Consider the following 26623-nt stretch of genomic DNA (forward strand, 5'->3'; position numbering starts at 1 on the left):
GCCTGGATCTGCGACCTCCGTCACGCCGGAGGCCGCAGATCAGTTGCTCACCGCAACTTCGGTGTCACCCGCAGCGTGACCTGGTTGTCGACGGCCAGCGAGCCATTGGTGACCAACCAGTTGTCCGGGACGCTCTCGTGCCGGACGTTGTCGTCGTCCTTCCGCTCGATGTAGGAGCGGACGACGAACCCGCGCTGCGCGAGCAGCTCGCGCACCTTGTCGACCCGCAAGCCGTAGAACTTCACCCCGGCCAGCGGCTCCCCCGGTTCGCCGATCGTGCCGCCGGTTTCCGCGGACTCCCCCGGCCGCATCGGCCGGCCGATCGCCAGCTCGCCGCTGCCGGTGTAGTCCCGCGGCACCTTGATCTCGATGAAGCAGGGCGTCGGGCCGCCGACGGCACAGCCGTTCGGCTCCGCGCTGACCTTGAAGTTGCCCCCGGTGTTACCGCCCATATCACCCTCCCACACCAGTCGGCCGACCGTCGACGGCGTCGAGGCGAGGAGTTTGATCGTGAAGTTCAGGTTGTGCTTCTTCAGTTCCTTGGTGAACCGCGCGGTGTCGGCCTCCAGATCGACGATCCTGATCTGCACGTAGCGCCCCTCGTCGCTGAACGCCAGCGCGGAGCCAAGAGCCTCCTGCCGATCGCCCCCAGAGCGCTCGACCGCGGTCAGCGCGACCGCACCGACCACCGCAGCCGCGACCAGGATCGGGACGAGCCGGCGGACCATCGGCGCCTGCCGCCTCACCCGCCGGTGCGGGACTTCCTGGGCGGTGTGCCGCGCTTTGGCCAGGACGTCGAGCCAGGCCGAGTCGTTGGCGCGGGCGGCGGCCCGGGCCTCGTCGTCGGAGACCGGGTTCAGGTCACGGATCTTGTCGACGGTCGAACGTGTCATGCCGCACCTCCTTCAGGCAGGGCCGGAGTGGATCGGAGCAACTTCTCGAAGCGGCGTTTCGCGCGGTGCAGCCGAATCCGGACGGCGTTCCGCGAACAGCCGAGTACGACCGCGACCTGGTCGGCCTCGAGCCCTTCCCAGGCGATCAAGGCCAGCACTTCCCGGTCGCGCTCCGGGAGCTCCCGCCACGCGGCCGCGGTCAGCGCGGCCCCTTCCGGATCCGGGTGGCCGGTGTGCACGGGCGCCGTCCGCAGCTTGTCGACCAGCGCGAGCCTGGTCTGCTCGCGCCGCCGATGGTTGGCCAGCACTCGCCGCGCCACGGCGTACAACCAAGGGAGCGCGCCCTCGCCGCCCGGCACGTCGCCCAACCGCCGCCACGCGGTCAGGAACGTCTCCGCGACCAGGTCGTCGACGTCCCCGGAGTTGGTCACTCGCCGCAGCAGGTAGGCCAGCACCCGCTCGTGGTGCGCCGCGAACAGCTCCTCGAACCGGACGAGCTGTTCGCCCGCCGGTGGAGCGTGCACGGCGCCACCTGTCTCTTCCGCCACTGAGGTCATACCCGTCCTATGTCGCCGGCCCTCCCCCGATTTCACCCCATCCCCAGGTCAGCTTGTCCGCACCTAGACTTGGGTCAGTGAACATCTCTCATGTCGTTTGGGACTGGAACGGGACACTGCTGAACGACAACGAGGTCGTGCTGGCCGCGGTCAACTCGGTGTTCGTCGACTTCGGCGGCGCCGCGGTGAGTTGGGCGGAGTGGCAGGCGGCGTACACGCGCCCGATGCACGTCTCATACGAGGCCATCCTCGGCCGCACTCTCGACGAGACGGAGTGGGCCCGCGTCGACAAGCTCTACCACGAGCGGTACGACGCCCTGCTGGCCACCTGCGGCCTGGCCGCCGACGCACCCGACGCCCTCCGCGCCGTCGCCGAATCCGGCCGCACGCAGTCGCTGCTCTCCATGTGGTTCCACGACCGCCTCACTCCCACCGTCGAGGCCTTCGGCCTGACGCCGCACTTCCGTCGCGTCGACGGCCTGGTCGCCACCATCGGCGGCGGCTCCAAGGCCGAGAGCCTCCAGGCGCACCTCGAAGCCCAGCAGCTCGACCCGGCCACCGTCGTCCTGATCGGCGACGTCGTGGACGACGCCGACGCCGCCACCGCCGCCGGCGCCCACTGCGTCCTCGTCACCACCGGCGCCATGCCCCGCGCCGCCCTGGAAGCCACCGGCCACCCCGTCGCCAGCACCCTCGCCGAGGCCCTCGCACTCCTCGACCGACCCCTCGCACATTAGGTTAGGTATACCTAAGAGGAGGGGTTGCGATGCCGTACTTGCAGACGCCGGAACTGGGCGGCGGGATTCCGCGGCGCGGGGTGCTGGCCGGCGGCTTGGCGCTGGGGCTGGCCGCTTGTTCGAAGCCGGTGGCAGACGAGCCGGCGGCCGGGCGGGTGGTGGAGCATGCCTTCGGGCGGACGTCGGTGCCCGCGGAGCCGAAGCGGGTGGTGGTGCTCGGATACACGGATGTCGAGGTTGCGCTGGCGCTCGGCGTCGTCCCGGTCGGGTTCACCGACTTCTTCGGGACCGGGTTGAACGCCTGGGCCCGGCCGTTGGCAGGGACGGCGCAGCCGGTGGGGTTCGAGCTGACGGACGGGATGCCGGTCGAACGGATCCTGTCCCTCAAACCGGACCTGATCATCGCGACCGACTCGCTCAAGCAGCCGGACTACGACAAGCTCGCCGCCGTGGTGCCGACCGTCGGCCCGCTGCGGGCGGACGGCGCATACGGGACGCCGTGGCGCGATCACACCCGCCGGATGGGCGAGATCCTCGGTCGCGAACAGCGAGCCGCCGAGCTGATCGCCCAGGCCGAACGCCGGTACGCCGAAGCCCGCACGAAACACCCGTCGTTCGCGGGGAAGTCACTCAGCTACATCTGGCCGGCCGCTCCCGATTTCTACCTGTACTTCGCGGTCGACCCACGCGTGCAGGCCTTGCTCGAGCTCGGCTTCCACCTCACCCCGATCGCCGAGAAGCTCGCCAAGGAGCACCCGAAAGACTTCTACGCCTCGATCGGCAGCGAACGCCTCGCCGACTACGAGGCCGACGTCATCATCGGCCAGTCCTACAGCGACGAGGCCGCCGCCGCCAAACGCAACAAGGTCTTCCAGGCCATCCCCGCCGTCCGCCGCGGCGACCTGATCTGGCTCCCCAAGAACGTCGCCGACGGCCTCGCCTTCGGCACCGTCCTGAGCACCATGGCCGTCCTCGACGACCTCACGAACTCACTGGCCAAGGTCGTCTGACCAGCGCCAGTCGCGGACCTCCGGCAGGTCTTCGCCGTGCTCGCGGACATACGCGTGATGACGCGTCCGCTGATCGGCGAAGTACTGCCGGGCCCGTACCGCGCGAGTTCGCAGCGCCGGCACGCGGTCGATGACGTCCATCGCCAGGTGGTAGCGGTCGAGGTTGTTCTGGACGACCATGTCGAACGGGGTGGTGGTCGTGCCTTCCTCGATGTAACCGCGGACGTGCAGGTTGTCGTGGCCGGCCCGGCGGTAGGTGAGGCGATGGATCAACCACGGGTAGCCGTGGTAGGCGAAGATCACTGGTTTGTCGGTGGTGAACAAGGCATCGAACTCGGCATCCGGCAGACCGTGCGGATGTTCCGTGGCGCCCTGCAGCCGCATCAGGTCGACGACGTTGACGACGCGGATGCGCAGGTCCGGCAGGTGCTCGCGGAGCAGGCTGACCGCGGCCAGGGTCTCCATCGTCGGGACGTCGCCCGCGCAGGCCAGAACGACGTCCGGGTCCCCGTCGTCGTTCGAGGCGAAGTCCCAGACGCCGATGCCGCGGGCGCAGTGCAGGGCGGCCGCCTCCCAGCTCAGCCAGCTCGGCTGCGGTTGTTTGCCGGCAACAACGACATTGATCTGGTTCCGGGTCTGCAGGCAGTGATCCATGGTGGACAGCAAGGTGTTCGCGTCCGGTGGCAGGTAGACGCGGACGACCTCGGCCTTCTTGTTCACCACATGGTCGATGAACCCGGGATCCTGGTGCGAGAAGCCGTTGTGGTCCTGCCGCCACACATGTGAGGTGAGCAGGTAGTTCAGCGACGGGATCGGCCGCCGCCACTCCAGCCGGTTGATCGTCTTCAGCCACTTCGCGTGCTGGTTCACCATCGAGTCCACGATGTGCACGAAGGCCTCGTACGACGAGAACACCCCGTGCCGGCCGGTCAGCAGATACCCCTCCAACCAGCCCTGGCACAAATGTTCGCTGAGCACCTCCAGCACCCGGCCGTCCGGGGCGAGATGCTCGTCAGTCGGCTTGCGATCAGCCAGCCAGGCCTTCCCGGTCGCGGCGTACACCGCGTTCAACCGGTTCGACTCGGTCTCGTCCGGGCCGAACAGCCGCAGATTCCGGTACGGCGCGTTCAGCTCGAACGCGTCGCGCAGGTAGACCCCGAACGCCTTCGTCGGCTCGCCGTCCTCGACCCCCGGCGATTTCACCGGGACGGCGTACTCCGCGACCGCGGGCAGCACCAGATCGCGTGTCAGCAAGCCGCCGTTCGCGTGTGGCGACGAGCCCATCCGCAGTTCGGCCCGCGGCACCTGCGCGAGCAGCCGCTCGACCGGACGCCCGTCCGCGTCGAACAACTCCTCGGGTCGATAGCTGCGCAGCCACGACTCCAGCTGCCGCCGATGGTCGTCGTCCGTCCGGACGCCGGACAGCGGCACCTGGTGTGAACGCCAGGTGTCCTCGATCTGGTCGCCGTCGACCGTGCGTGGCCCGGTCCAGCCCTTCGGCGTCCGAAGCATGATCATCGGCCAGCCCGGCCGAGCCGGCGTCGCCGCGGCGGACCGCGCTTCGCGCTGAATCTCGGCGATCCGATCCAGGCAGTGATCGAGCGCGGCTGCGAGCGCCTGATGGACGTCGGCCGGCTCCGAACCGGCGACCAGACAAGGCTCGTAGCCGTACCCGCGGAAGAGCGCGGTCAGCTCGTCGTCGCCGATCCGCGCGAGCAGCGTCGGGTTGGCGATCTTGTAGCCGTTCAGGTGCAGGATCGGCAGCACCGCGCCGTCCGCGGCCGGGTTCAGGAACTTGTTCGCATGCCAAGAAGTTGCCAACGGCCCCGTTTCGGCCTCACCGTCCCCGACCACGCAGGCCACCACGAGATCCGGGTTGTCCGCGGCCGCGCCGTACGCATGACTCAGCGAGTAGCCCAACTCGCCGCCCTCGTTGATCGACCCGGGCACATCGGCCGCGACATGACTCGGAATCCCGCCCGGGAACGAGAACTGCTTGAACAGCCGCGCCATCCCGGCCGCGTCCCGGGTCGTCGTCGGGTACGCCGCCGTCCAGCTCCCCTCCAACCAGGTGTTGGCCACCAGCGCCGGCCCGCCGTGCCCCGGCCCGGTCACGTACAGCATCGACAGCTCCCGCTGCCGGATCACCCGATTGAGATGCGCGTAGATCAGGTTCAGCCCCGGCGTCGTCCCCCAATGCCCCAACAACCGCGGCTTGAGATGCTCGGCCCGCAGCGGCTCACTCAGCAATGGATTGTCCAGCAGGTAGATCTGCCCGACCGACAAGTAGTTGGCCGCCCGCCAGTACGCGTCGAGATCGACCAGCTCCTCGGCACCCAACGGCCGCGTCCGGATCTGCTGCATCACGCGTCCTTTCCGTTACCAGGCAGGAACTCCTGGAGTTTCGACTTCACGCCTTCCTTGATCACGTCGACCCGATCGGAATCCCCACGCAGGATCGACTCGGCCGATTTCACGATCTGGTCCCACGTGGCATGCGGCGGGATCGGCGGTACGGCCGGATCGGTGCGGAAGTCGAGCACACACGGCCGATCCGCCGCGAGCGCCTCCTCCCACGCTCCAGCGACTTCGTCCGGCTTCGCGACCAGAACACCGGCCAGCCCCAGGCTGCGCGCGTAGGCGGCGTACGAGAACTCGGGCAGTTCCTGGGAGGGCAGGAACTGCGGCGAACCGCCCATCGCCCGTAGTTCCCACGTCACCTGGTTCAGATCGTTGTTGTGCAGCACGGCGACGACCAGCCGCGGATCGTCCCAGTCCCGCCAGTACTTCGCGATCGTGATCAGCTCGTTGATGCCGTTCATCTGCATCGCGCCGTCGCCGACCAGCGCGATCCCCGGCCGGCCGAGCCGGCCGAACTTCGCGCCGACCAGATAGGGCACGCCCGGGCCCATCGTCGCGAGCGTCCCGGACAGCGAGCCCCGCATCCCGTCCCGGAAGCGGAGATGCCGGGCGTACCAGTTGGCTGCGGAGCCGGAGTCGGCCGTCACGATCGCGTCGGCCGGCAACCGCGGCGAGAGCTCGTGGAAGACCAGCTCGGGGTTGATCGGATCGGCCGACGTGTGGGCGCGGCGATCGAGGACCTCCCACCAGCGCTCGACGTTGCTCTCGACGGTCTCCCGCCAGGACCGATCAGCCTTGGCCTGGACCATCGGGAGCAAGCGGCGCAAGGTCTCCCCGGCATCGCCGACCAGGTTCACCTCGAACGGATAACGCAAGCCGATCATGGTCGGATCGGCGTCGATCTGCACCGCGCGCGCCTGGCCGTACTCCGGCAGGAACTGGCTGTACGGGAAGTTCGACCCGACCACGAGCAAGGTGTCGCAGTCCCGCATCAGCTCGTACGACGGCCGCGTGCCAAGCAGTCCGATCGACCCGGTCACCCACGGCAGCTCGTCGGACAGCACGTCCTTGCCCAGCAGCGCCTTCGCGACTCCGGCGCCCAGCTGCTCGGCGATCGCGGTCACCTCCGGCCCGGCGGCACGCGCGCCTTGACCGATCAGGATCGCGACCCGCTCCCCGGCGTTCAGCACATCGGCGGCCCGCCGCAGGTCGTCGTCCGCCGGAACCGCCGTCGACCAACTCTGATCGAGACTCGACGGCACCATCTTGAACGCGTGTGACGGCTCGACGTACTCCAGTTCCTGGACGTCGTTCGGGACGACGAGCGCGGTGACGGTACGCCGGGACGTCGCGATCCGGATCGCCCGATCCAGCACGTTCGGCAGCTGCTCGGGGACCATCGCCTGCTGGCAGTAGTCGCTCGCGACATCCTTGAACAACGCCATCAGATCGACCTCTTGCTGATAATGGCCGCCCAGCGCCGACCGGGAGGTCTGACCGACGATCGCGACCACCGGGACATGATCGAGTTTGGCGTCGTACAGGCCGTTCAGCAGGTGGATCGCGCCCGGACCGCTGGTCGCGGCGCAGACGCCGACCCGGCCGCTGAACTTCGCGTACCCGACCGCCTCGAAGGCGGCGAGCTCTTCGTGTCTGGCCTGTACGAAGCGCGGTTCGTCGTCCGCGCGCTCCCAGGCCGACAGCAGGCCGTTGATGCCGTCACCGGCGTAACCGAAGACGTGGTCCACACCCCAGGCGCGGAGGCGGGCGAGCAGGACATCGGCGACGGTGTTCTTCATGATCCGGCCGGTGCCCGCTCGGCCCGCTCCCAACCGGGCGCATGGATCTGCCGGCGCCGGGCACCGGCAGGGACCGACCAGTGAGCGGAGGACGACGTGAAGATCGGGTACTTCCTGTCGAGTGAGGAATACACGCCGGCCGAGCTGATCGAGCAGGCGCGGCTGGCCGAGGAGGCCGGGTTCGACGGGTTGTGGATCAGCGATCACTTTCACCCGTGGAACGACGCGCAGGGGCAGAGTGCGTTCGTGTGGTCGGCGATCGGGGCGATCTCGCAGGTGTGCGAACTGCCGGTGACGACGGCGGTGACGTGCCCGACGGTGCGGATCCACCCGGCGGTGATCGCGCAGGCCGCGGCGACGAGCGCCGTCCTGCTGAACGGGCGGTTCCGGCTCGGGATCGGCAGCGGCGAAGCCCTCAACGAGCACATCCTCGGATCGGTCTGGCCGACGGTCGGCGTCCGGCTGGAGATGCTCGAAGAGGCGGTGGAGATCATGCGGCGGCTCTGGACGGAGGAGGGGTTCGTCTCCCATCACGGCAAGCACTACACCGTGGACACCGCCCGGATCTACACCCGCCCGGAGGCGCCGCTGCCGATCTACATGTCCGGATTCGGGCCGGAGGCAACCGATGTCGCCGCCCGGATCGCGGACGGCTACATCACCACCGAACCGGACACCGAACTACTGCAGCGCTTTCGTGAGCACGGCGGCGGCGACAAGCCGGCCCAAGGCGGTTTCAAGGTCAGCTACGCGCCGACGCGTGACGAGGGCGTCGAGCAGGCGCACCGGATCTGGGGCAACGCCGGCCTGCCCGGTGAGCTGGCCCAAGTGCTGCCGTCACCCCGGCATTTCGAGCAGGCCAGTCAGTTGGTGACCAAGGAGGCGACCGCCGAGTCGGTGACCGCCGGGCCGAAGGCCGATGACCACATCGAGGCGTTCACGCCGTACGCCGAAGCCGGATTCGACGAGGTCTACGTCGCCAACATGGGCCCGCACACCGTGGACCTGATGAACCTCTACCGCACCGAAGTACTTCCCGAACTCCGACACCGGCACCCTTAGGAGGAACTCATGACGCAGCAACCGATTCCCCCCGTCCCGCCGCTCCCCGACCCGACCGATCCCGATCGCCCCTTCCCGGGCCAGGGCCGGCCGGAGGAGCAGGATCCGGATCTGAACCCGAATCCGGACCCGATCCCGGCGGATCCCGACGAGGACCCGAACGAGCAGCTCCCCCGCTTCTGATCGCGCGCCCGCCGCGCCGCCACCCCGGGTGACGGCGCGGCGGAGCCTTGTGAAAAGCTCTCGCTCTGCGTCAGCTCGGGCAATGGGCGACGACCGTTTGTCTTGCGGGAGCGCTCACCCTTGCCCAGCACCGACCTCACGTCCGCGCACGCCTTCGCCGAACTCGCCGGCCGGCTCGCCGACCTGGAGACCGTCGCGGATGTCGCGGAGACAGTCTGCACTGCGGCCGCGCCGCTGATCGGCGGCGGATCGGTCGGCTTGGTGCTCTACGAACAGCGCCGATTCCGGCTCGCCGGTGCGGACGACGCCGTCCTCGCCGCTGCGATCGACCGGCAGCTCGTCGCCACCGAGGGCCCGGCGCTGGACGCCGCCCGCGCCTCGGCGCCGGTGTTCGCCGATCTGACCACCACCCCGCTCTGGAGCCGCTGGACGCCGTCCGCCTGCGCGCTCGGCTGGCGCCGCTGGCTGAGTCTGCCGCTGATGAGCCGCGACCAGTGGTGTCTCGGCGTCCTCGAAGTCGCCGGCCGGACGGCGGCCGAACTCGGGACCGCGCAGATCGAACAGGCTCGGGTGCTGGCCGAGCATGTCGCCGTCGCGATCGACGCGGCCCGGATCCGGCAGACCCTGCTGGTCGCGCAGATCGCCCAGGAGACGGTCGGCCAGGCCGTGGGGATCTTGATGGAGCGGCTCGACCTGACCGCCGAGCAGGCGATCGGCTTCCTGCGGCGGTACTCCCAGGAACAGCACCTCAAGTTGCGCGACGTCGCAGCCGGGCTGATCGCGACCCGGAAGCTCCCTGACCCAACCGGCAGCCGATGAACGCAATGCCCTGTCCAGGAACCGCAAACTTCCGGCGAATGCTTCGGAATCCCTTGTCCACAAGGGATACTGGCCACACGACACTCCTGCAGGGTGGGTGTCCGGCAGTTCCATCCCACCACTGGAGTATCTCGTGTCTGTGATCAGCTCGCCCGCCGACAACTCGGCAGCGCGATTCGCGCACCTCGCGGTCGAGTTGCACAACCTGACCGGTATCGAGGAGACCGTCGACGTCGTCGTCGGGTTCGCGCTCCAGGCACTCAACTGCTCGTACGCCGGGCTCACCGTCTGGGCGAGCGGATCGCGCCCCGAGATCGCGGCCGTCACCGCCCCGGTGGTCGCCGAGGTGTTCGAGCTCCAGCTCGGAACCGAGACCGGTCCGCTGGTGACCACGATGCACGACCGGGAGACGGTCCTGATCCGCGACACCGAGAGCGATCATCGCTGGCCCGAGTGGGCCGCGAAGGTGTCCGCGCTCGGGGTGCGCAGTGTGCTCGACGTACCGCTGCTGTTCGGCGCCCGGCACGCGACGACCACCGGCGTCCTCGGTCTCTACAGCCCGGAGCCGGATGCCTTCGGCCCGGACGACGAGGCTGTCGCGCACATCCTCGCGCGACACGCGACCGTCGCGATCGCCACCACCCGCCACGAGGCGAACCTCGCCCAGGCCGTCGACGCCCGCAAGCTGGTCGGTCAGGCGATGGGCATCCTGATGGAGCGGTTCGACATCGACGGCGACCGCGCGTTCGCCGTCCTGCGCCGCTACTCCCAGGACACCAACACCAAGCTGCGCGACGTCGCCCAACAGCTGATCGACACGCGGCGGTTGCCGCGCGTCAACGGGCCGAAGCCCTGAGGCGGGCCGCGCCGCCGACAGGGGATGGCGCGGCTCTCCTCAGTTGTGCAGTGTCTCGCTCGGCGACTCGCCGTACGTTTGCCGGTAGGCCGCGGCGAAACGACCGAGGTGATGGAAACCCCAGCGCGCCGCGGCTGCGGACACGGTCAGCTCGGCCGGATCACCCGCCTGCAGCATCGCGCGCGCCTCGGCGAGCCGCAGCTGCCGCAGGTAGCCGAGTGGGCTGATTCCGAGATGGCGCTGGAACGCGCTCTGCACAGCTCGCACCGTCACACCGGCCGCCGCCGCGATATCGCCGACGCCGATCGGGGAATCGACGTTCGACTCCAGGTAGGCGATTGCGCGGCGGACGGTTCGGGACGGCGCGATCTGCCCGCCGTCCGCGTCCAGGGCGGTGTTCGGGAAGGCCGCGAGCACACTCGACGCGAGCAACTGCTCGACCGAGGCCAGCAACAGCCGCGACGCCTTGAGCGTCGGGTTCGGCAGGACGTCGTCGCCCAGGTAGCTGATCGTCCGCGCGAGCTGTTGCCCGGCCGCCGCCGTCCGCGGGCGGTGGTGGAGCAACCGGACCGGCGCGACGGCGTGCGCCGCCTGGGTGAGCAGCGCGGGGTCGAACATGGTGATGCTGTAGCGCGAGTTGTCGATCCGCCCGGCGTACGGGCGGTCCGGCGGCGCGAACGACACCACATCACCGGGGCCGAAGGCATCCTGCCAGCCGTCCGTGACATGGTCGCGGACGGTGCCGTCCGCGACGACGCACAGGCAGATCTTGCCCAGCGGGTTCGCGTCGTAGCGCATCTCGAACCCGATCTCGAGCCGGTCCACCGTGATCGACCCGGCCGCCTCGCGCTCGATCCGGGTCCGGATCTGCTCGCCCGGGCTACCGATCCGCATCTTCGTATAGGCCCGGTTCAGGAACGCCTCGGTCGACTCCAGATCCCGGCTCTCGAACTTCAGGGATTCCACGAACAACCCCCACCACACACCGCAACGAACCGGCCACTTGTCTGAGCCGGAGCGATGTCTCCATGCTAGCGAACAGGCGCAGCCTGGATCAGCTCCAGCAGATTGCCCTCCGGATCCTTGAGGTAGGCGAAGCGGGCGCCGGGCCGGGCTGCGGGAGCCGGCGGCGAGACCTCGGTGGCGCCCGCGGCCAGCAGTTGCGCGTGGGCGGCCTCCAGGTCGGCGACGGCCAGAGCCCAGTGGAAATAGCCCTGGACGGCGGCGCCGGCGTACGGGTCGGCGAACTCCTGGGGCGCCGATCCGCTGCGCTCGACGAACTCCAGTTTCAAGCCGTCGGGACGGCGCAGGATCGCGGTCCGGACGCCCGCTTCCGGGAGCTCGAGCTCCTCCTCGACCTCGGTGAGGCCGAGGGCGCGGGCGTAAAAGTCGCGCTGGAGGTCGAGGTCGGCGACGGAGAGGCCGACATGGTCGAAGGTAATGTTAATAGTATTCACATCGATCAGCGTACACCGCTAAGTTAGTGTTGTTAACATCGTCGCCATGACTCCTCGGGCCGGGTATCACCACGGCGATCTGCGGAACGCGCTCGAACAGGCCGCGCTGGAGCTGGTCGCGGAGCGGGGGCCGCAGGGGTTCAGCCTGGCGGAGGCGAGCCGGCGGGCGGGGGTTAGCGCGGCGGCGCCGTTCCGGCATTTCGCAAACAGGGAGGCGTTGCTGGCGGCGCTGGCCATGCGCAGCTACGAGGAGCAGCGGGTGCGGTTCGCGCGGGCGGCGGGCGGGGCGGCGGATCCGATCGAGCAGCTCGCCCGGTTCGCTTCGGCGTACGTCGGGTTCGCGGTGGAGCAGCAGGCGCTGTTCGACGTGACGTTCGGGGCGGGGCTGGTGAAGCGGGAGCACCCGGGGCTGGAGGAGGCGGGTCAGCGCGTGCTCGACGTCCTTCGGGCGCCGGCCGAGCAGCTTCGGGCAGAGCCGGCGGCTGCGCTCGAACTGATCCACACGATCGCCGCGACCGCCCATGGATTCGCCGCGTTTCTGCGTGAAGGTGTGCTCACCGACCGCGCACGCGCGGAAGTGAGCGCCGCGGCGGCTGCGCGCGTTCTCGCTCACCAGCCGGATCAGCGCTTGCCGAGCTGACTCGTCAGGGGTTCGATGGGCGCTTGTGAAGCAAACCGAGGAGCAGGACGGCGTCTCGTACCGAACCTTCGTCTGGCTGGCGGTGGCGCTGTTCTCGACCGGGATCGACGGCTACGTGCTGGCCGGGTTGCTCCCGGCGATCGCGGATGACCTGCGGGTCAGCGAAGCGGCGGCCGGGCAGTTGATGTCGGTGTTCGCGCTGACCGCGGCGATCGCGGCGCCGGTGCTCGGGACGGCGACCAGCCGCTGGGAGCGCCGTCGGACGATCGCCGTCTCGCTGGCCGTGTTCGTCGTCGGCAACCTGATCGTCGGTTTCGCGCCGAACTACGCGACCGCGATCGGCGGCCGGGTGGTCGCGGCGCTGGGCGGTTGCCTGCTGAACGCGGCCGTGACCGGTTATGTGATCGCATTGACGCCGATCCGGCATCGCGGGAAGGCGTTGTCGTTCGTCCTCGGCGGCTGGATGACGGCGACGGCGCTCGGGGTGCCGGTCGGGCTGGTGATCGGCCAGTCGAGCTGGCGGTTCCCGATGATCCTGGTCGCGATCGTCGGCACGATCGCATTGGCCGGCATCCTGCTCCGGCTGCCCCACCTGCAACTGCCCGCCGGCACACTGGCCGATCGGCTGCGGCCGCTCAAGCAGCCGCGGCTGCTCGCCGGGCTGTTGATCACGGTCGGCATCCTGTGCAGCAGCTACACCTGCTTCACTTACGCGACGCTCATCTTCGGGCCGCTGTTCTCCGCCGAGTGGGCGATGATCCTGCTGCTGTTCGGCTACGGACTGGCCAGCATGCTCGGGAACGCCGTCACCGGCCGCCTGACCGATCGCTTCACGCCGCTGCGCGTGCTGACCATCGTGCTGGCCGGGCTGCTGCTCAATTCGATCCTCGGCGGGATCGCGCTCGAATGGGCGCCGTTCGCGCTGGCCGCGGTCGGCGGGGTGCTCTGGTTCTTCGCCGCGGGTGTGGGTAACGGCGGCGCCGCCGTCCCGCAGCAGGCGCGGCTCGGCGCGCTCGCACCCGAGTCGGCGGCGATCGTGATGGCGCTGAACGGCAGCGCGATCTCCCTCGGCGCGGCCCTGGGCGGCGGGCTCGGCGGCATCACCCTCGCGGCCGGCGGTTCACCGCACGCGCTGCTCGCGGTCGCCGCCGTCGTCCTCGCGCTCACGCTCGCCCTGCACGTCGCGGTTATGCGCGGTGGTCCGGAGCCAGCTCCCGAGCGATCGTGAGCGTCGCGTCGTCCAGTACGGCGGGCTCCAGCACCGCGGACCGCGCGTACGCCGCGAGCAGCCGCTTCTCGACGCCGTCCGCCGTCCCGCCCTCGGTCGTCACCGACCCGACCGTCGCCGGATCGAACGGCAGCTCCAGCAGCCGGTAGATCTCGCTGAGCAGCGGCCGTAACACGTCGTCATCACCGAGCACGACGAGCGCACTGAACAGCCACCCGTTCCGAATCACCCGCTGCCCGGTCCCGACCAGCTTCACCGCACCCCGCGCGTTGATGCTGTGCGCCCCCGGGCAGTACTCCCCCGGGACCTCCCCGACCCGCGCGTCGATACCGGCCCCGCGCAGCACCCCGGCGTACAGCTCTCCGTAGTACTCGAACCGCGCCTGCATCCCCTCCGGCGCCAGCTCCTCGTACCGCACGTGATCAACCACCAGCGCCGCCGACGTATAAGCCACCGGCCGCCCACCCACCGCCCGAATCAGCGGCACGAACCCAGCATCCCGAGCAGCCCCAACCGCAGCCCCGAACCCGGCCAGCCGCGTATCCCGCCGCCCGAACACCACCACCGGCGCCGCCGGCCGATAAACCCGCAACGCCTCCCCCACCCCACCCTCCGAAGCCCGCCGCACCAACGCATGCGCCGCCGCCAGCTCCAGCGCCTCGTCACCTTCATCAATCGGACCCGAGTACAAACGCACGAGGGAATCGTGCCACGCCCCGTCGCTAGAGTGCCGCCATGGACGAGGCCGACAGCGAGGTGCAGGCCCGGGTCCGGGCGAGCTTCGAGCGCCAGGGGCTGATGGCCCACCTCGGCGCCCGGCTGACTCACATCGGCCCCGGTCTCGTGCATATCGAGCTGCCGAGCCGTCCCGAGGTCACGCAGCAGCACGGCTACTTCCACGCCGGCGCGACCAGCTCGATCGCCGACAGCGCCGGTGGGTACGCCGCGTTCACGCTGTTCCCGGCGGACAGCTCGGTGTTGACCGTCGAATTCAAGATCAACCTGCTGGCGCCGGCCGAGGGCGAGTTCCTGGACGCCGTGGGCGCCGTCCTGAAGGCGGGGCGGACGCTGACGGTGTGCCGGTTGGAAGTTTTTGCAGTGGCCGGTGGGCAGCGGACGCTGGTGGCGGCCGGTCAGCAGACGCTGATCCGCGTCGACGCCCGCCCGGAGCGCTGAAGAACTCGGGGTCAGGGGCTATTTCCTCGGGGTCGGGTGTGGATTGTCTCGGGGTTCGGAAAGGTCTGTAAGAAGTTGCCGACGGTTACGTCTTGACGTCACTGGTCAGCACCTGATTACTGTTAGTGAGTAAGCCGACGGGGTCGGGGACTGCGGATCTGGGGACCGCGAAGTGCCCGTATGCCACCCGCTGCGGCCGTTTCTTTCTCCGACAGCTGAATCGCGCTGTGCCGTGGCTTTGTCATGCCCCGGCCCGGCGGGACGCTCCCAGCTGCGCAGACCACGTCCGCGTGGTGCTGACGCATGCCCGCATTCCGACTCGAACGGTGGTGTGCTTCATGACCCTGACCGAACCTGATGTGAGCGCGAACGGCCAGTCCCAGCTCAGCCTGAGCACGGCCGCGGCCCGGAACCTGGCCACGACCACGAAGTCCGAGCCGCAGATGCAGGGCATCACCTCGCGGTGGCTGCTCAAACTGCTGCCGTGGGTGGAGGCCAAGGGCGGCGCCTACCGGGTGAACCGGCGGCTCAGCTACGCCGTCGGGGACGGCCGGGTCACCTTCACCACCGCCGGCGCGGAGGTCCGGGTGATCCCGCAGGAGCTGTGCGAGCTGGGGATGTTGCGCAGTTACGACGACGTCGAGGTGCTCAGCGCGCTCGCCGACCGGTTCGTGCAGCGTGAGTTCCAGCCGGGTGACGTGATCGTCGAGCGCGGCCATCCGGCCGACCAGGTCTGTCTGATCGCGCACGGCAAGCTGAACAAGATCGGCGTCGGCAAGTACGGCGACGAGGCAGTCCTGGAGACGCTCGCCGACGGCGACCACTTCACCTACAAGGCGATCCTGGAGTCCGACGACACCTGGGACTTCACCGTCAAGGCGCTCACCCCGGGCACCCTGCTCTCGCTGTCCCAGCAGGCGTTCGAGGAGCTGATCGGCCAGTCCGACAGCCTCCGCGCGCATATCGAGAACTTCCGGAACAGCCCCGAGGCCGCGAAGAACGAGTTCGGCGAAGCCTCGATCGAGCTGGCCGCCGGGCACGCCGGCGAGTCCGACCTGCCCGGGACGTACGTCGACTACGAGACGAGCCCGCGCGAGTACGAGCTCAGCGTCGCGCAGACCGTGCTGCGGGTGCACAGCCGGGTCGCCGACCTCTACAACCACCCGATGGACCAGACCGAGCAGCAGTTGCGGCTGACCATCCAGGCCCTGCGCGAACGCCAGGAACACGAAATGATCAACAACCGCGAGTTCGGCCTGCTGCACAACGCGGATCTGAGTATGCGGATCCCGACCCGCAGCGGTCCGCCGACGCCCGGCGACCTGGACGAGCTGCTCAGCCTGGTCTGGAAGGAGCCCGCCTTCTTCCTCGCGCACCCGCGCACGATCGCCGCGTTCGGCCGCGAGTGCACCAGGGCCGGCATCTACCCGGACGCCGTGGACGTCGGCGGTCACCGGCTGCCCGCGTGGCGCGGCGTACCGATCTTCCCGTGCAACAAACTCGGCGTCAGCGAGACGCGGACCAGCTCGATCCTGCTGATGCGCACCGGCGAGGAGAGCCAGGGTGTGATCGGCCTGCACCAGACCGGCCTGCCGGACGAGTACGAGCCGGGCCTGTCGGTGCGGTTCATGAACATCACCGAGAAGGCGATCATCAACTACCTGGTCAGCGCCTACTACTCGGCGGCCGTCCTGGTGCCCGACGCGTTAGGAGTCCTCGAAGGCGTGGAGATCGGTCGCGAGGGCTGACCGATGGCCGAGCAGCCCTACGAGCTGCCCGACTTCTATGTGCCGTATCCCGCCAGGATCAATCCGCACCTGGAGGGAGCCCGGGCACACAGCAAGTCCTGGGCCTACGAGTTCGACATGATCGACGTACCGCAGGAAGGGCATCACGTCTGGGACGAACACGACTTCGACTCCCACGACTACGCCTTGCTGTGCGCCTACACCCACCCCGACGCGACCGGCCCGCAACTGGATCTGGTCACCGACTGGTACGTCTGGGTCTTCTACTTCGACGACCACTTCCTCGAGCTGTACAAGAAGACCCGGGACATCCCGGCCGCCAAGGCCTACCTGGACCGGCTGCCGTTGTTCATGCCGGCCGAAGGTGAGATCACCGAAGTACCGCAGAACCCGGTCGAGCGCGGGCTCGTCGATCTGTGGAACCGGACGATCCCGTCGATGTCGGCGGACTGGCGGCGGCGGTTCCGGCTGACCACAGAGGCCCTACTCGCCGAGTCCCTGTGGGAGCTGTCGAATATCAGCAGCGGCCGGATCGCCAACCCGATCGAGTACGTCGAGATGCGCCGCAAGGTGGGCGGCGCGCCGTGGTCGGCGAACCTGGTCGAGTACGTGACCGCGGAGGTGCCGGCCGAGATCGCCGAGGCCCGGGCGATGCACGTGCTCAGCGACACCTTCTCGGACGCGATCCACATGCGCAACGACCTGTTCTCCTACCAGCGCGAGGTCGAGGTCGAAGGTGAGGTGAACAACGCCGTCCTGGTGATGGAGACCTTCTTCGGTTGCCCGACGCAACGAGCCGCCGACCTGGTGAACGACATCCTCACCTCGCGGTTGCACCAGTTCGAGAACACGGCCGTCGTCGAGGTGCCGGCGCTGGTCGCCGAGCATCAGGTCGATCCGTCGGCGGTGCTGCACTATGTGAAAGGCCTGCAGGACTGGCAGTCCGGCGGCCACGAGTGGCATCTGCGATCGAGCCGGTACATGAACAAGGGCGGTAAGGCAGCGGCGTCCGCCGGGCTTGGGACGTCGGCGTTCAAGATCGTCTCGTCGCTGATCAACACGGCTCCTTATCGAACGCGCAGTCACAGCTTCACGCCGTACCAGCAGGTCGGCCCGACCGTCCTGCCCGACTTCTACATGCCTTTCCAGGCAAAGCGCAGCCCGCATCTGGACAGTGCGCGGTTCGCCGTCATGGAGTGGGGCGGGCGGACGGGCATGTCGGACGGGACGATCTGGGACGCACGGATGCTGGAGGCGTTCGACCTGCCGCTGTGCGCGTCCGGGATCTTCCCGAACGCCTCGGCCGACCAGTTGGCGCTGGCCAGTCAGTGGCTGGTCTGGGGGACGTGGGCCGACGACTACTACCCTCAGGTCTTCGGCCAGCGGAGGGATGTGGCCGGAGCCAGAGTCACCACTGCCCGCTTGTCGGCGCTGATGCCGCTCGACATGGCCGGCCCGGCGCCGGTCGGCGCGTTGGAGGTCGCGCTCGCCGACCTGTGGGAGCGGACGGCGGGCCCGATGACGCCGGAGAACCGGCTGGCCTTCCGGCAGGCCGTCGACACGATGACCGACAGCTGGATCTGGGAGCTCGCCAACCAGGCGCAGAACCGGATCCCGGACCCGGTCGACTACATCGAGATGCGGCGCCGGACGTTCGGCTCCGACCTGACCATGAGCCTGTGCCGGATCGGCCACGACCGCCGGATCCCGCCCGAGGTCTACCGGTCCCGCCCGGTGCAGGCGATGGAGAACGCGGCGGCCGACTACGCCTGCCTGATGAACGACGTCTTCTCGTACCACAAGGAGATGCAGTACGACGGCGACTTCCACAACGGGGTGGCGGTCGTGCAGAACTTCCTGGCCGTCGGCAAGGAGCAGGCCGTCGCCGTGGTGAACGACCTGATGACGTCCCGGATGCAGGAGTTCGAGCGCGTCACGGCGAACGACCTGCCCACGCAGGTGACGGACTTCGGCCTGGACGACGACGTCCGGCAGGCCGTCCTCGGGTACGCCGAGGAGCTGCGCAACTGGATGTCGGGGATTCTCGTCTGGCACCAGGGCTGTCACCGCTACGAAGCCTCGGCCCTGCCGCACCGGCTGGGCCGGCCGCACCGTGTCGGTATCCCGACCGGTCTCGGCACCTCCGCCTTCCGACTGCCTAGAAAGGCGGGTGTGGCATGACCGTCGCAGACCAGGAGAACGCACAGCTCAGTCTCGGGACAGCCGCCGCCCGGCAGCTGTCCAGCACGACCAAGTCCGTTCCGCAGATGCAGGGCATCAGCCCGCGCTGGCTGCTCCGGCAGCTGCCGTGGGTGGAGACGAAGGGTGCGACGTTCCGGGTGAACCGGCGGACGACGTACTCGGTCGGCGACGGCCGGCTCAGCTTCTCCGTGGCCGGCTCCGATGTCCGGGTCATTCCGGCTGAGCTGACCGAGCTGCCGCCGCTGCGCGGGTTCGTCGACGAAGACGTGCTCAACGCACTCGCGGACCGGTTCCGGCGCGAGGAGGTTGCGCCGGGTGAGGTGATCGTCGAGTTCGGCAGCCGGGTGGACGACGTCGTACTGATCGCGCACGGGAAGGTCAGCAAGACGGGCGTCGGTGAGTACGGCGCCGGCACCGACCTGGGCACTGTCGCGGACGGCGACCACCTCGGGTCGCAGCTGATGACAGAGCCGCCGGAGAATCTCTGGGAGTACACCGCCAAAGCGCTGACGACCTGTGTGGTGCTGAAGCTCAGCCGCGGCGACTTCAGCCAACTGGTCGATCAGTCCGAGTCTTTGCGGACACACCTCGACGAGTACCGGCAGCGGCCACAGCGCGCGCAGAACAAGAACGGCGAGGCTGCTATCGACGTGGCCTCCGGTCACGCCGGTGAGTCCGACCTGCCCGGTACGTACGTCGATTACGACCCGGCCCCGCGTGAGTACGAGCTCAGCGTGGCCCAGACCATCCTGCGGGTGCAGACCCGGGTGGCGGACCTCTACAACGACCCGATGGACCAGACCGAGCAGCAGCTGCGGCTGACCATCGAGGCGTTGAAGGAACGGCAGGAGTGGGAGCTGCTGAACAACCGGGAGTTCGGCCTGCTGCACAACGCTGACTACCAGCAGTGCATCTATACCCGCACCGGCCCACCGACACCGGACGACTTCGACGAGCTGCTCACCCGGCGGCGCAAACCGCGGCTCCTGCTCGCGCACCCGCGCGCCATCGCGGCGTTCGGGCGGGAGTGCACCAAGCGGCGCATCTACCCGGAGACGACGGTGGTCGACGGCCGGACGGTGCACGCCTGGCGTGGCGTCCCGCTGTTGCCGTCGAACAAGATCCCGATCTCGGCGAACAACACGACGTCCGTTCTGGTCCTGCGGACCGGCGCTGATGACGAGGGCGTCATCGGGTTGCGCCAGACCGGGCTGCCCGACGAGTACGAGCCGGGTCTGAACGTCCGATTTCTGGGCATCAATGAGAAGGCGGTCATCTCCTACCTGGTCAGCACGTACTACTCGGTCGCGGTTCTCGTCCCGGACGCGCTCGGTGTCCTGGAAAACGTCGAGCTCGGTGGATGAGGAGCATGAGATGTCAACACTCCAGGAGACCAGTCAGGGTGACCGATCGGCGGCCGAGGTGCTCGCGTGGAGTCGCGAGCAGGTCGAGCCGGCACTGCGCGCCGCGGTAGCCTCACTCCCCCCGGCCACCCGGCGCATCGCCGACTACCACTTCGGCTGGGCGGACGAGGAGGGTCGTCCGGCCCAGGCCGACGGCGGCAAGGCCATTCGGCCCGCACTGGCGTTGCTGTCCGCGCATGCGGTCGGTGGGACGACGGAGGCCGCACTACCAGCCGCAGTCGCAGTGGAGCTCGTGCACAACTTCTCCCTGTTGCACGACGACGTGATGGACTGCGACACCGCCCGGCGGCACCGGGCGACCGCATGGACCGTGTTCGGCCTCGGCCCGGCGATTCTGGCCGGGGATGCGTTACTGGGCTTGGCTTTCGACGTACTGGTCGCCAGCGGGCACCCGGCGCGTGGTGAAGCGGCGCGGATGCTCGGTGCGGCCGTGCAGGAGCTGGTCGACGGCCAGTTGGCCGATGCGCAGTTCGAGACCCGGGAGGACGTCGTACCGGCGGAGTGTGTGCGGATGGCGCAGCTGAAGACCGGTGCGCTGTTGGGCTGCAGTACTGCGCTCGGTGCGCTGCTCGGTGGCGGACGGCCGGACCAGGTCGACGCGCTACGCCTATACGGCGAGGACTTGGGGCTCGCCTACCAGTACGTCGATGACCTGCTCGGCATCTGGGGGACGCCGGCGGTCACCGGTAAACCCGTGTACTCCGACCTGACCCGGCGGAAGAAGTCGTTGCCGGTGGTCGCTGCACTCGCCTCGGGCAGTCCGGCTGGTCGGGAGTTGGCACTGCTGTACGGGCAGACCGAGGAGCTGTCCGAGACCGACCTGGTCCGGGCGGCCGCGCTGGTGGACCGGGCCGGCGGCCGGGCGACCAGTCAGGCCCAGGCCGACGCTCTGCTGGCCGCTGCGCTGGGAGAGCTGACCATCGCGGGCGCAATCGCGCCGGCGTCCACCGAGCTCGAGAGGCTGGCCCGGCTGGCCACACATCGCGATCACTGAGGGGGGATCCTGATGACGACCCGAACCATCCTGCTCGCGTCGCCCCGGTCGTTCTGCGCCGGGGTCGAACGCGCAGTGGACATCGTCGAGCGCCTGCTCGCGGCCAGATCAGGGCCGATCTATGTCCGTAAACAGATCGTCCACAACACCAGAGTCGTCGACGACCTACGCGAACGCGGCGCAGTCTTCGTCGAGGAGCTGGACGAGGTGCCCGAGGGCGCCACGGTCGTTTTCTCCGCGCACGGGGTCGCGCCGGTCGTCCATCGGGACGCCGCGCAGCGCGGGCTCGAGGTGGTCGACGCCACCTGTCCGTTGGTCACCAAGGTCCATGTCGAGGCCCGGCGGTACGCCGCGCGCGGCGACACCGTCGTCCTGATCGGGCATGCCGGACACGAGGAGGTGGAGGGGACGCTCGGCGAAGCGCCCAATCAGACGGTTCTGGTCGAGACGCTGGCCGACGTGGAGTCGCTGGTGGTCCCGGATCCGGAGCGGGTCTCGTACCTGACCCAGACGACGCTCGCGGTGGACGAGACCACCGCGCTGATCGATGCCCTGCGCAACAAATTCCCGGGGGCGCGGGGCCCGGACACGGCCGATATCTGTTACGCGACCACCAATCGGCAGGCTGCGCTGTCCGTGATCGCCGAGCAAGCCGACCTGGTCCTGGTGGTCGGTTCGGCCAACTCGTCGAACTCGGTCCGCCTGGTCGAGCTCGCCGAGCGGATCGGTACGACGGCGTACCGGGTCGACTCGGCGTCCGACGTCCCGGAGGCGTGGTTCACCGGCGTCCGCGTCGTCGGGCTGACCGCGGGCGCGTCCGCGCCACCGGAGCTGGTGGCCGAGGTGATCGACCGGATCGCCTCGTTCGGGCCGGTGGAGGTCATCGAGCACGAGGTCACCCGGGAGACCGTCCGATTCACGCTACCGCCGGCGGTGAGGCACGTATGAGTCTGTTCGTCACTGGATTGGTCTGGGTGGTCGGCACGATGGCCGTCACCGCGGTACTGGCCGTCATCCTGCGCAAATGGCGCCAGAACAGCGGCCGCGAGGCCAACAACGAGGTGGCCGGCCAAGTCTTCACCGTGGTCGGCGGCGTCAATGTGGTGATCGCGGCGTTCGTGCTGATCTCGCTGTTCGACGGGATGGACTCTGCTGACAAAACGACGTACGACGAGGCGAACGCGCTGGTCGCGGTGCGCTGGGCCGGAAACGTCCTACCCGAGCCCAGCCGGACCGAGGTGGAGACGCTCACCCGCGACTACGCGACCGAGGTCGCAGAGCGCGAGTGGCCGGCCATGCGGGAGGGCCGTGCCGTCGGCAACACCGGCTGGACTCTGCTGAGCGAGCTGCAGCGAACGGTCGAGCAGTCGAAGACGACCACCCAGCGGCAGGCAGACAGCCGGGCTGAGGCCGCTACGCAGGTCTGGAACGTCTATCAGGCTCGACAGGTCCGGCTGAACTCCAGCGGGAGCGGAGTCAGCGGAGTGGTCTGGTTCGCCATCCTGATCGGCAGTGTGATGTCGGTCGCGCTGATGTTCATGTTCGGCGGTCCAGGGCTCTACTCGTACGCGTTCATCGTGTCGATGCTGGCCGGTGCGATCGGCCTGCTGCTGTTCGCCATCTACCAACTGCAGAACCCGTTCAGCGGCGGTGCCGACGTCGGTCCAGAGGCGTTCCTGTCCGCGCTGGCGCGATTGGGCGACAGTGGGTGAGGTACGCCGAGCGCTCGCCGGTGTGGCCGTGGTCGGCGCGACCGCGGCCGCCGGCGTCCTGTTCGTGGCCCAGCCGTCGGTGGCGGCTGCGGAGTGCTCGATCTTCGACTTCCGGTCCACCTACTACTCGTCGCTGTCCCGGCTGGTCCGCGTCGACCTGCCATCGGGGACGTCGACCGACTTGGGCCGGTTGAACTACCAGATCCAAGCGGCCGGGTACTCCAGCCAGCAGGACCTCGTGTACGGCGTCGCGACTCGGGATCGCAACGGCTGGTTGCTGCGGCGGCCACGGCTGGTGACCGTGGACCGCCGGGGTGCGGTCGTCGATCTGGGTCAGCTGCGCGAGGGCGTCGGCGGGCTGGCGGATCCGATCGGCGGCACTGTGTTCGGCTCGCGCTTCTACATCCGCGACCACCACCGGCTCTACACGATCAACATCGACCCGGCCAGTTCGTCGTACCGGAAGGTGATCGCGGTGGTGCGGTTGAAACCAGTGCCGGTGGGGCTGTCGGTCGACGACTTCGGCGCCTCCCCGGTCAGCGGCACGCTGTACGGGATTGCGACGTACGGGCATACGGCGAAGGTGGTCAGCCTCGATCCGTCGAATGGTGCGATGCGGGTGGTCGCGTCGGTGCCGGGCGTGCCGTGGCAGGACTCGTACACCTCGGTCGTGGTGAGCTCGTCGGCGATCTACGCGGTGCACACCGGCCATGGCCGACCGAGCCGGGCGTACCAGATCGGTTTCGACGGCTCCGCCAAGCAGGTGAGTTCCTGGGCGGCGATCGCCGGGAGCGAGGCAGCGGGCTGCCTGAGCCGCGCTCTCCCGCCGACACCAACTCCCACACCGACCCCGCGGCCACCGACTACGCCTACGCCGCGACCGACTCTGACGCCGACTCCTCGGCCGCCGACGCCGCGCCCACCGGCACCCAAGCCCACGCTGACTCCGACACCAACGCCCACTCCGACACCGGTCCGGACTCCAACACCGACTCCGACGCCCACACCGCCGGCAGAGCAGGTGGTACTCCCACCTGACGAGACGCCGACTCCGACACCGACACCAGTGCCGCCGGCACCCGAGCAGCCACCGAAGGAGTTCGTCGCCGCGCAGCAAGCGGCAGCCGACCAGGAGTCCACCAGCCGCGCCGTGCAGACGATGCGCCGCTGGTCGCTCGCCACCGTGATCCTGATCCTCTCCGGCGGTGCTGCCATGGCCGCCCAACGACGAATGCGTCGCCCATGAACGCTACTTGTACCGAAGCCCGCCGCGACCGTGAACTCAACTCTCTAGAAACCGCGCTCTCCCGACGCTCCGGCCTGATCCTCGTGGTCGGTGAGTCCGGCGTGGGCAAGAGCCACCTGCTGCGCCAGGCAGCCGCCAGACACCCAGTCCCGTGGTTCTTCACCCAATGCCTGCCGGCCGGTGCCACACCGCTGGCTGCACTACTCGAAGTGCTCGGAGTCGATCCCCGCACCGCCGACCGGCGTGCTGCGGTCCTCAAGGGGCTCAATGGCCTGAATCCGATCGTGCTGGCCATTGAGGACCTGCAATGGGCCGACCCGGAGACGCTGCGCCTGGTCCGCTTCATCGCCGCACGCATGCCGGCCGGTGTGCATGTGGTGGTGACCTGTCGGCCAGAGGTCGGTGAGCTCGGGTTGCTCACCGAACGACTGACCGAGGTCCGGCTCGCGCCGCTCGACGCGGCCGAGGTGCAGGCGGTAGCCGCGCGCCACCTGGGCGGACGAGTCCTGCCGATCGCGCTGGCCGAGGAGCTGACTCGGCACAGCGGTGGGCTGCCGTTCGCTGTGCTGGAGTTTCTGCGCGCGGTGCGGCCCGGTCCGACGATCGAGACCGACGTACGCCGCGCACTGGTGGAAACCCAACCACCAGTGGCGTTGCGGGCCGCATTGGGGATTCGGATGCGCGAAGTCCCGGAGTCATGTCGACATGTCGTTCGGGCCGCCGCCGTGCTGACGACTGCGGCGCCGGAGTACCTGCTCGGCACGGTGTCCGGGCTGACCGGGCCGACGCTGACCGCAGCGATCGACCACGCGCTGACTACCGGGCTACTGCAGGAGCAGCGGCCCGGGCTGTACGACCATCGACATACGCTGGCCCGTCGGGCCGTGCTCACGATGTTGCCGCCGGACGAGCTCCGTCGGCTGCACCGCCAGGCCGCAAGGGCACTCACGTCGATCACACCGCCGCCACATGCCCGCATCGCCGAACACGCGCGCCGCGGCGGGCTGATCGGCACCTGGCTGACCCACGCCGAGCTGGCCGCCGACCACGCCGTTGCTACTGGCAACCTCTTGACCGCGGCCGAGCAGCTGACGGCGATGCTCGACGTCAAGGCTCTCCCCTGGTCGGACCGGGCCCGGCTCGCGACCAAACTCGGCCGGGCCGCACTGGCCGACAGCGAGTCGTGGGACGACGCGATCGTCGTCCTGACCGAGGTGCTGGCGGAGTCCGACATCCCTGGGGTGACGCGCGGGCGGCTGCGGCTGATGCTCGGGTTGCTGTTACACGATCGGGCCGGAGACATCCGGGCCGGGCGGCGCGAGCTGTCGGCGGCGATTCACGAGCTGGACGGCGATCCCGGGTCGATCGCGTGGGCATTGACCGCGCTGGCGGTACCGACGTACGGCAGTGAAGCCCTGACGCAGCAGCGGGCCTGGCTGCGACAGGCGCGCTCGTTCGCCTACGAGACTGTCGACCCGGGGCCGCGCCTCGCGGTGCGGACGAATGAGGCGCGCTTTCGACTCGCCCTGGGCGAGCCGGACCAGGTAGCAGGCGCAGAGGCCGCCAGTGCGCGGACTTGGCTCGGTCAACGCCAGTCCTTCGGGGACACCGGGAGCGGCCGGTACCAGCGGGCGGTTGCGGCCGCTGCACAGGTCCGCGTGGCGTTCGCGGCTGCGGACTGGGCCACGCTGGAGGAGCGGTTGCTCCGAGCCCGCGCCTTGGCGGCCGGGCTACCACTGGTGGTCGCCGAGCTGGATCTGATCGACGGCCGGCATCGCCTGGCCCGCGGCGACATCGCTGCCGGCAAGGCAATCCTCGAGTCGGTGATCGCGCGAACGTCGCTCGGTCCGTTCCAGGTGCATGCTGCGGCCGTCGCTGCATGTCCGGACGCGAGCTGGACCAGCTGCCTGGACGTCGTCCGCAGGAAATCGCTGTGGGCCGGCTGTAGCGACTTGGTTGTGACCGCCTGTACGTCGCTGGTCGCGAACGGCCGCTGGGAGGAGGCAGCACGGCTGGCCGACGAGTTCATCGAGGCAGTGGCGGATCTGAATGCTCCCGCAGCCGCTGCGGCGGCGACGTTGGTCGATGCCGTCGTCCGGCCGGAGCTCCCGGTCTTCGGGCAGGTGTCCGCGCAGTACGGCGCGCTGGGCTGGAAGTACTACGAATGTGTCGCACGCGAACAACTGGGGCGCTATCTCCTGTCCCAGGGGGATGCCGAGGTGCTGCGGACCACTGCGCGCGCGTACGACGCGCTCGGCGCCCGTGGGGACGGTGAGCGCTGTCGGAGCGTTCTGCGCGCAGCGGGTTTCGCTGCGCCGCGTAAGCGCGGACGGCGGGGCTACAACAACAAGCTGTCGCCCCGTGAGCTGGAGGTCGCCCGGCTGGCCGCGCAGGGTCTCACCAACCGCGAGATCGCCGGCCGCCTCAAACTCTCCGTGAGCACGATCGAGGACCACATCACCAGCACCTTCCGGAAACTCGGCGTGGCCCGGCGGAGCGCGCTGGGACCGTTGCTCTGA

General features: G+C 69.2%; 24 protein-coding genes. 17 read left to right on the top strand and 7 right to left on the bottom strand.

What is annotated here, in order from left to right; all coding sequences use genetic code 11:
- Nucleotides 1-47: 47 nt before the first annotated feature.
- Both HPO96_RS05975 and HPO96_RS05980 read right to left on the bottom strand, forming a co-directional pair.
- On the bottom strand, nucleotides 48-893 hold the full coding sequence (locus HPO96_RS05975; RefSeq protein ID WP_171671658.1) for a hypothetical protein: 846 nt from the start codon (nucleotides 891-893) through the stop codon (nucleotides 48-50).
- A complete protein-coding gene (locus HPO96_RS05980) occupies nucleotides 890-1417 on the bottom strand; it encodes an RNA polymerase sigma factor (protein ID WP_337796517.1) in 528 nt (175 codons plus the stop codon). The genes HPO96_RS05975 and HPO96_RS05980 overlap by 4 nt, the downstream gene beginning before the upstream one ends.
- A gap of 110 nt (nucleotides 1418-1527) precedes the next feature.
- Here HPO96_RS05980 and HPO96_RS05985 point away from each other — a divergent pair, with 110 nt between their 5' ends.
- Nucleotides 1528-2187, top strand: a complete 660-nt coding sequence (locus HPO96_RS05985) for an HAD family hydrolase (protein ID WP_337796518.1) — start codon at nucleotides 1528-1530, stop codon at nucleotides 2185-2187.
- A 29-nt stretch (nucleotides 2188-2216) separates the two neighbouring features.
- The gene (locus HPO96_RS05990) at nucleotides 2217-3197 is read left to right on the top strand and encodes an iron-siderophore ABC transporter substrate-binding protein (protein WP_171671662.1); all 981 of its coding nucleotides are present in this window, start codon (nucleotides 2217-2219) and stop codon (nucleotides 3195-3197) included.
- On the opposite strand, the gene HPO96_RS05995 is transcribed toward HPO96_RS05990, so the two are convergent.
- Nucleotides 3177-5561, bottom strand: a complete 2385-nt coding sequence (locus HPO96_RS05995) for a phosphoketolase family protein (protein WP_171671664.1) — start codon at nucleotides 5559-5561, stop codon at nucleotides 3177-3179. The two genes, HPO96_RS05990 and HPO96_RS05995, sit on opposite strands and share 21 nt — an antisense overlap.
- Complete coding sequence (locus HPO96_RS06000; protein WP_171671665.1) at nucleotides 5561-7357, bottom strand: thiamine pyrophosphate-requiring protein; 1797 nt, start codon at nucleotides 7355-7357, stop codon at nucleotides 5561-5563. The genes HPO96_RS05995 and HPO96_RS06000 overlap by 1 nt, the downstream gene beginning before the upstream one ends.
- A 96-nt stretch (nucleotides 7358-7453) precedes the next feature.
- Here HPO96_RS06000 and HPO96_RS06005 point away from each other — a divergent pair, with 96 nt between their 5' ends.
- The 4 genes from HPO96_RS06005 (at nucleotide 7454) to HPO96_RS06020 (ending at nucleotide 10277) form a co-directional block, all read left to right on the top strand.
- Entirely contained in the window at nucleotides 7454-8419 is a 966-nt protein-coding gene (locus HPO96_RS06005; protein WP_171671667.1) for a TIGR03557 family F420-dependent LLM class oxidoreductase, read from the top strand.
- A 9-nt stretch (nucleotides 8420-8428) separates the two neighbouring features.
- Nucleotides 8429-8602 carry a hypothetical protein gene (locus tag HPO96_RS06010; protein WP_171671669.1) on the top strand — a complete coding sequence of 58 codons (174 nt, stop codon included), beginning with the start codon at nucleotides 8429-8431 and terminating at the stop codon, nucleotides 8600-8602.
- A gap of 120 nt (nucleotides 8603-8722) precedes the next feature.
- Nucleotides 8723-9421 carry a GAF and ANTAR domain-containing protein gene (locus HPO96_RS06015; protein WP_171671671.1) on the top strand — a complete coding sequence of 233 codons (699 nt, stop codon included), beginning with the start codon at nucleotides 8723-8725 and terminating at the stop codon, nucleotides 9419-9421.
- A gap of 133 nt (nucleotides 9422-9554) precedes the next feature.
- Nucleotides 9555-10277 (top strand): ANTAR domain-containing protein, encoded by a 723-nt coding sequence (locus HPO96_RS06020; RefSeq protein WP_171671672.1) that lies wholly within the window; start codon nucleotides 9555-9557, stop codon nucleotides 10275-10277.
- A 39-nt stretch (nucleotides 10278-10316) separates the two neighbouring features.
- On the opposite strand, the gene HPO96_RS06025 is transcribed toward HPO96_RS06020, so the two are convergent.
- Complete coding sequence (locus HPO96_RS06025) at nucleotides 10317-11243, bottom strand: helix-turn-helix domain-containing protein (RefSeq protein ID WP_171671674.1); 927 nt, start codon at nucleotides 11241-11243, stop codon at nucleotides 10317-10319.
- 65 nt (nucleotides 11244-11308) lie between these two features.
- Nucleotides 11309-11734 carry a VOC family protein gene (locus HPO96_RS06030; RefSeq protein ID WP_171671676.1) on the bottom strand — a complete coding sequence of 142 codons (426 nt, stop codon included), beginning with the start codon at nucleotides 11732-11734 and terminating at the stop codon, nucleotides 11309-11311.
- A gap of 46 nt (nucleotides 11735-11780) precedes the next feature.
- Between HPO96_RS06030 and HPO96_RS06035 the strand changes: the two genes are divergently transcribed.
- Nucleotides 11781-12374, top strand: a complete 594-nt coding sequence (locus tag HPO96_RS06035; protein ID WP_171671678.1) for a TetR/AcrR family transcriptional regulator — start codon at nucleotides 11781-11783, stop codon at nucleotides 12372-12374.
- 25 nt (nucleotides 12375-12399) lie between these two features.
- Complete coding sequence (locus tag HPO96_RS06040; RefSeq protein ID WP_171671679.1) at nucleotides 12400-13602, top strand: MFS transporter; 1203 nt, start codon at nucleotides 12400-12402, stop codon at nucleotides 13600-13602.
- Here HPO96_RS06040 and HPO96_RS06045 read toward each other — a convergent pair.
- Entirely contained in the window at nucleotides 13562-14299 is a 738-nt protein-coding gene (locus HPO96_RS06045; protein WP_171671681.1) for a lipoate--protein ligase, read from the bottom strand. The genes HPO96_RS06040 and HPO96_RS06045 overlap by 41 nt on opposite strands.
- A gap of 38 nt (nucleotides 14300-14337) precedes the next feature.
- On the opposite strand from HPO96_RS06045, the gene HPO96_RS06050 reads away from it, so the two are divergent.
- From HPO96_RS06050 to HPO96_RS06090, 9 genes are all read left to right on the top strand, one after another.
- Entirely contained in the window at nucleotides 14338-14778 is a 441-nt protein-coding gene (locus HPO96_RS06050; RefSeq protein WP_171671683.1) for a PaaI family thioesterase, read from the top strand.
- 338 nt (nucleotides 14779-15116) lie between these two features.
- Nucleotides 15117-16526, top strand: coding sequence for a family 2B encapsulin nanocompartment shell protein (locus HPO96_RS06055; RefSeq protein WP_171671685.1), 1410 nt, complete (start codon nucleotides 15117-15119; stop codon nucleotides 16524-16526).
- Between the two features lie 3 nt (nucleotides 16527-16529).
- Complete coding sequence (locus HPO96_RS06060) at nucleotides 16530-18707, top strand: terpene synthase family protein (protein WP_171671687.1); 2178 nt, start codon at nucleotides 16530-16532, stop codon at nucleotides 18705-18707.
- Nucleotides 18704-20092: a family 2B encapsulin nanocompartment shell protein gene (locus HPO96_RS06065; RefSeq protein WP_171671689.1), complete on the top strand. Its 1389-nt coding sequence runs from the start codon at nucleotides 18704-18706 to the stop codon at nucleotides 20090-20092. The genes HPO96_RS06060 and HPO96_RS06065 overlap by 4 nt, the downstream gene beginning before the upstream one ends.
- 10 nt (nucleotides 20093-20102) lie before the next feature.
- Nucleotides 20103-21146, top strand: coding sequence for a family 2 encapsulin nanocompartment cargo protein polyprenyl transferase (locus tag HPO96_RS06070; protein WP_171671690.1), 1044 nt, complete (start codon nucleotides 20103-20105; stop codon nucleotides 21144-21146).
- 12 nt (nucleotides 21147-21158) lie between these two features.
- Nucleotides 21159-22094 carry a 4-hydroxy-3-methylbut-2-enyl diphosphate reductase gene (gene ispH / locus HPO96_RS06075; RefSeq protein ID WP_171671692.1) on the top strand — a complete coding sequence of 312 codons (936 nt, stop codon included), beginning with the start codon at nucleotides 21159-21161 and terminating at the stop codon, nucleotides 22092-22094.
- Complete coding sequence (locus tag HPO96_RS06080; protein ID WP_171671694.1) at nucleotides 22091-22858, top strand: bestrophin-like domain; 768 nt, start codon at nucleotides 22091-22093, stop codon at nucleotides 22856-22858. The genes ispH and HPO96_RS06080 overlap by 4 nt, the downstream gene beginning before the upstream one ends.
- Nucleotides 22851-24104, top strand: a complete 1254-nt coding sequence (locus tag HPO96_RS37545; RefSeq protein ID WP_184999614.1) for a DUF6923 family protein — start codon at nucleotides 22851-22853, stop codon at nucleotides 24102-24104. The genes HPO96_RS06080 and HPO96_RS37545 overlap by 8 nt, the downstream gene beginning before the upstream one ends.
- Entirely contained in the window at nucleotides 24101-26623 is a 2523-nt protein-coding gene (locus HPO96_RS06090) for an ATP-binding protein (RefSeq protein ID WP_171671696.1), read from the top strand. The genes HPO96_RS37545 and HPO96_RS06090 overlap by 4 nt, the downstream gene beginning before the upstream one ends.

It is taken from the genome of Kribbella sandramycini (assembly GCF_013131805.1).
GTDB classification, from domain to species: Bacteria; Actinomycetota; Actinomycetes; order Propionibacteriales; family Kribbellaceae; genus Kribbella; species Kribbella sandramycini.

Excerpts from the sequence above, each read along its gene's own strand:
- HPO96_RS06035 (WP_171671678.1), top strand. The coding sequence starts at position 11,781 with ATGACTCCTCGGGCCGGGTATCACCACGGCGATCTGCGGAACGCGCTC.
- HPO96_RS06050 (WP_171671683.1), top strand. The coding sequence starts at position 14,338 with ATGGACGAGGCCGACAGCGAGGTGCAGGCCCGGGTCCGGGCGAGCTTC.
- HPO96_RS05975 (WP_171671658.1), bottom strand. The coding sequence starts at position 893 with ATGACACGTTCGACCGTCGACAAGATCCGTGACCTGAACCCGGTCTCC.
- HPO96_RS06010 (WP_171671669.1), top strand. The coding sequence starts at position 8,429 with ATGACGCAGCAACCGATTCCCCCCGTCCCGCCGCTCCCCGACCCGACC.
- HPO96_RS06065 (WP_171671689.1), top strand. The coding sequence starts at position 18,704 with ATGACCGTCGCAGACCAGGAGAACGCACAGCTCAGTCTCGGGACAGCC.
- ispH (WP_171671692.1), top strand. The coding sequence starts at position 21,159 with ATGACGACCCGAACCATCCTGCTCGCGTCGCCCCGGTCGTTCTGCGCC.
- HPO96_RS05995 (WP_171671664.1), bottom strand. The coding sequence starts at position 5,561 with ATGCAGCAGATCCGGACGCGGCCGTTGGGTGCCGAGGAGCTGGTCGAT.
- HPO96_RS06055 (WP_171671685.1), top strand. The coding sequence starts at position 15,117 with ATGACCCTGACCGAACCTGATGTGAGCGCGAACGGCCAGTCCCAGCTC.
- HPO96_RS05990 (WP_171671662.1), top strand. The coding sequence starts at position 2,217 with ATGCCGTACTTGCAGACGCCGGAACTGGGCGGCGGGATTCCGCGGCGC.
- HPO96_RS06000 (WP_171671665.1), bottom strand. The coding sequence starts at position 7,357 with ATGAAGAACACCGTCGCCGATGTCCTGCTCGCCCGCCTCCGCGCCTGG.
- HPO96_RS06090 (WP_171671696.1), top strand. The coding sequence starts at position 24,101 with ATGAACGCTACTTGTACCGAAGCCCGCCGCGACCGTGAACTCAACTCT.
- HPO96_RS06060 (WP_171671687.1), top strand. The coding sequence starts at position 16,530 with ATGGCCGAGCAGCCCTACGAGCTGCCCGACTTCTATGTGCCGTATCCC.
- HPO96_RS06070 (WP_171671690.1), top strand. The coding sequence starts at position 20,103 with ATGTCAACACTCCAGGAGACCAGTCAGGGTGACCGATCGGCGGCCGAG.
- HPO96_RS06080 (WP_171671694.1), top strand. The coding sequence starts at position 22,091 with ATGAGTCTGTTCGTCACTGGATTGGTCTGGGTGGTCGGCACGATGGCC.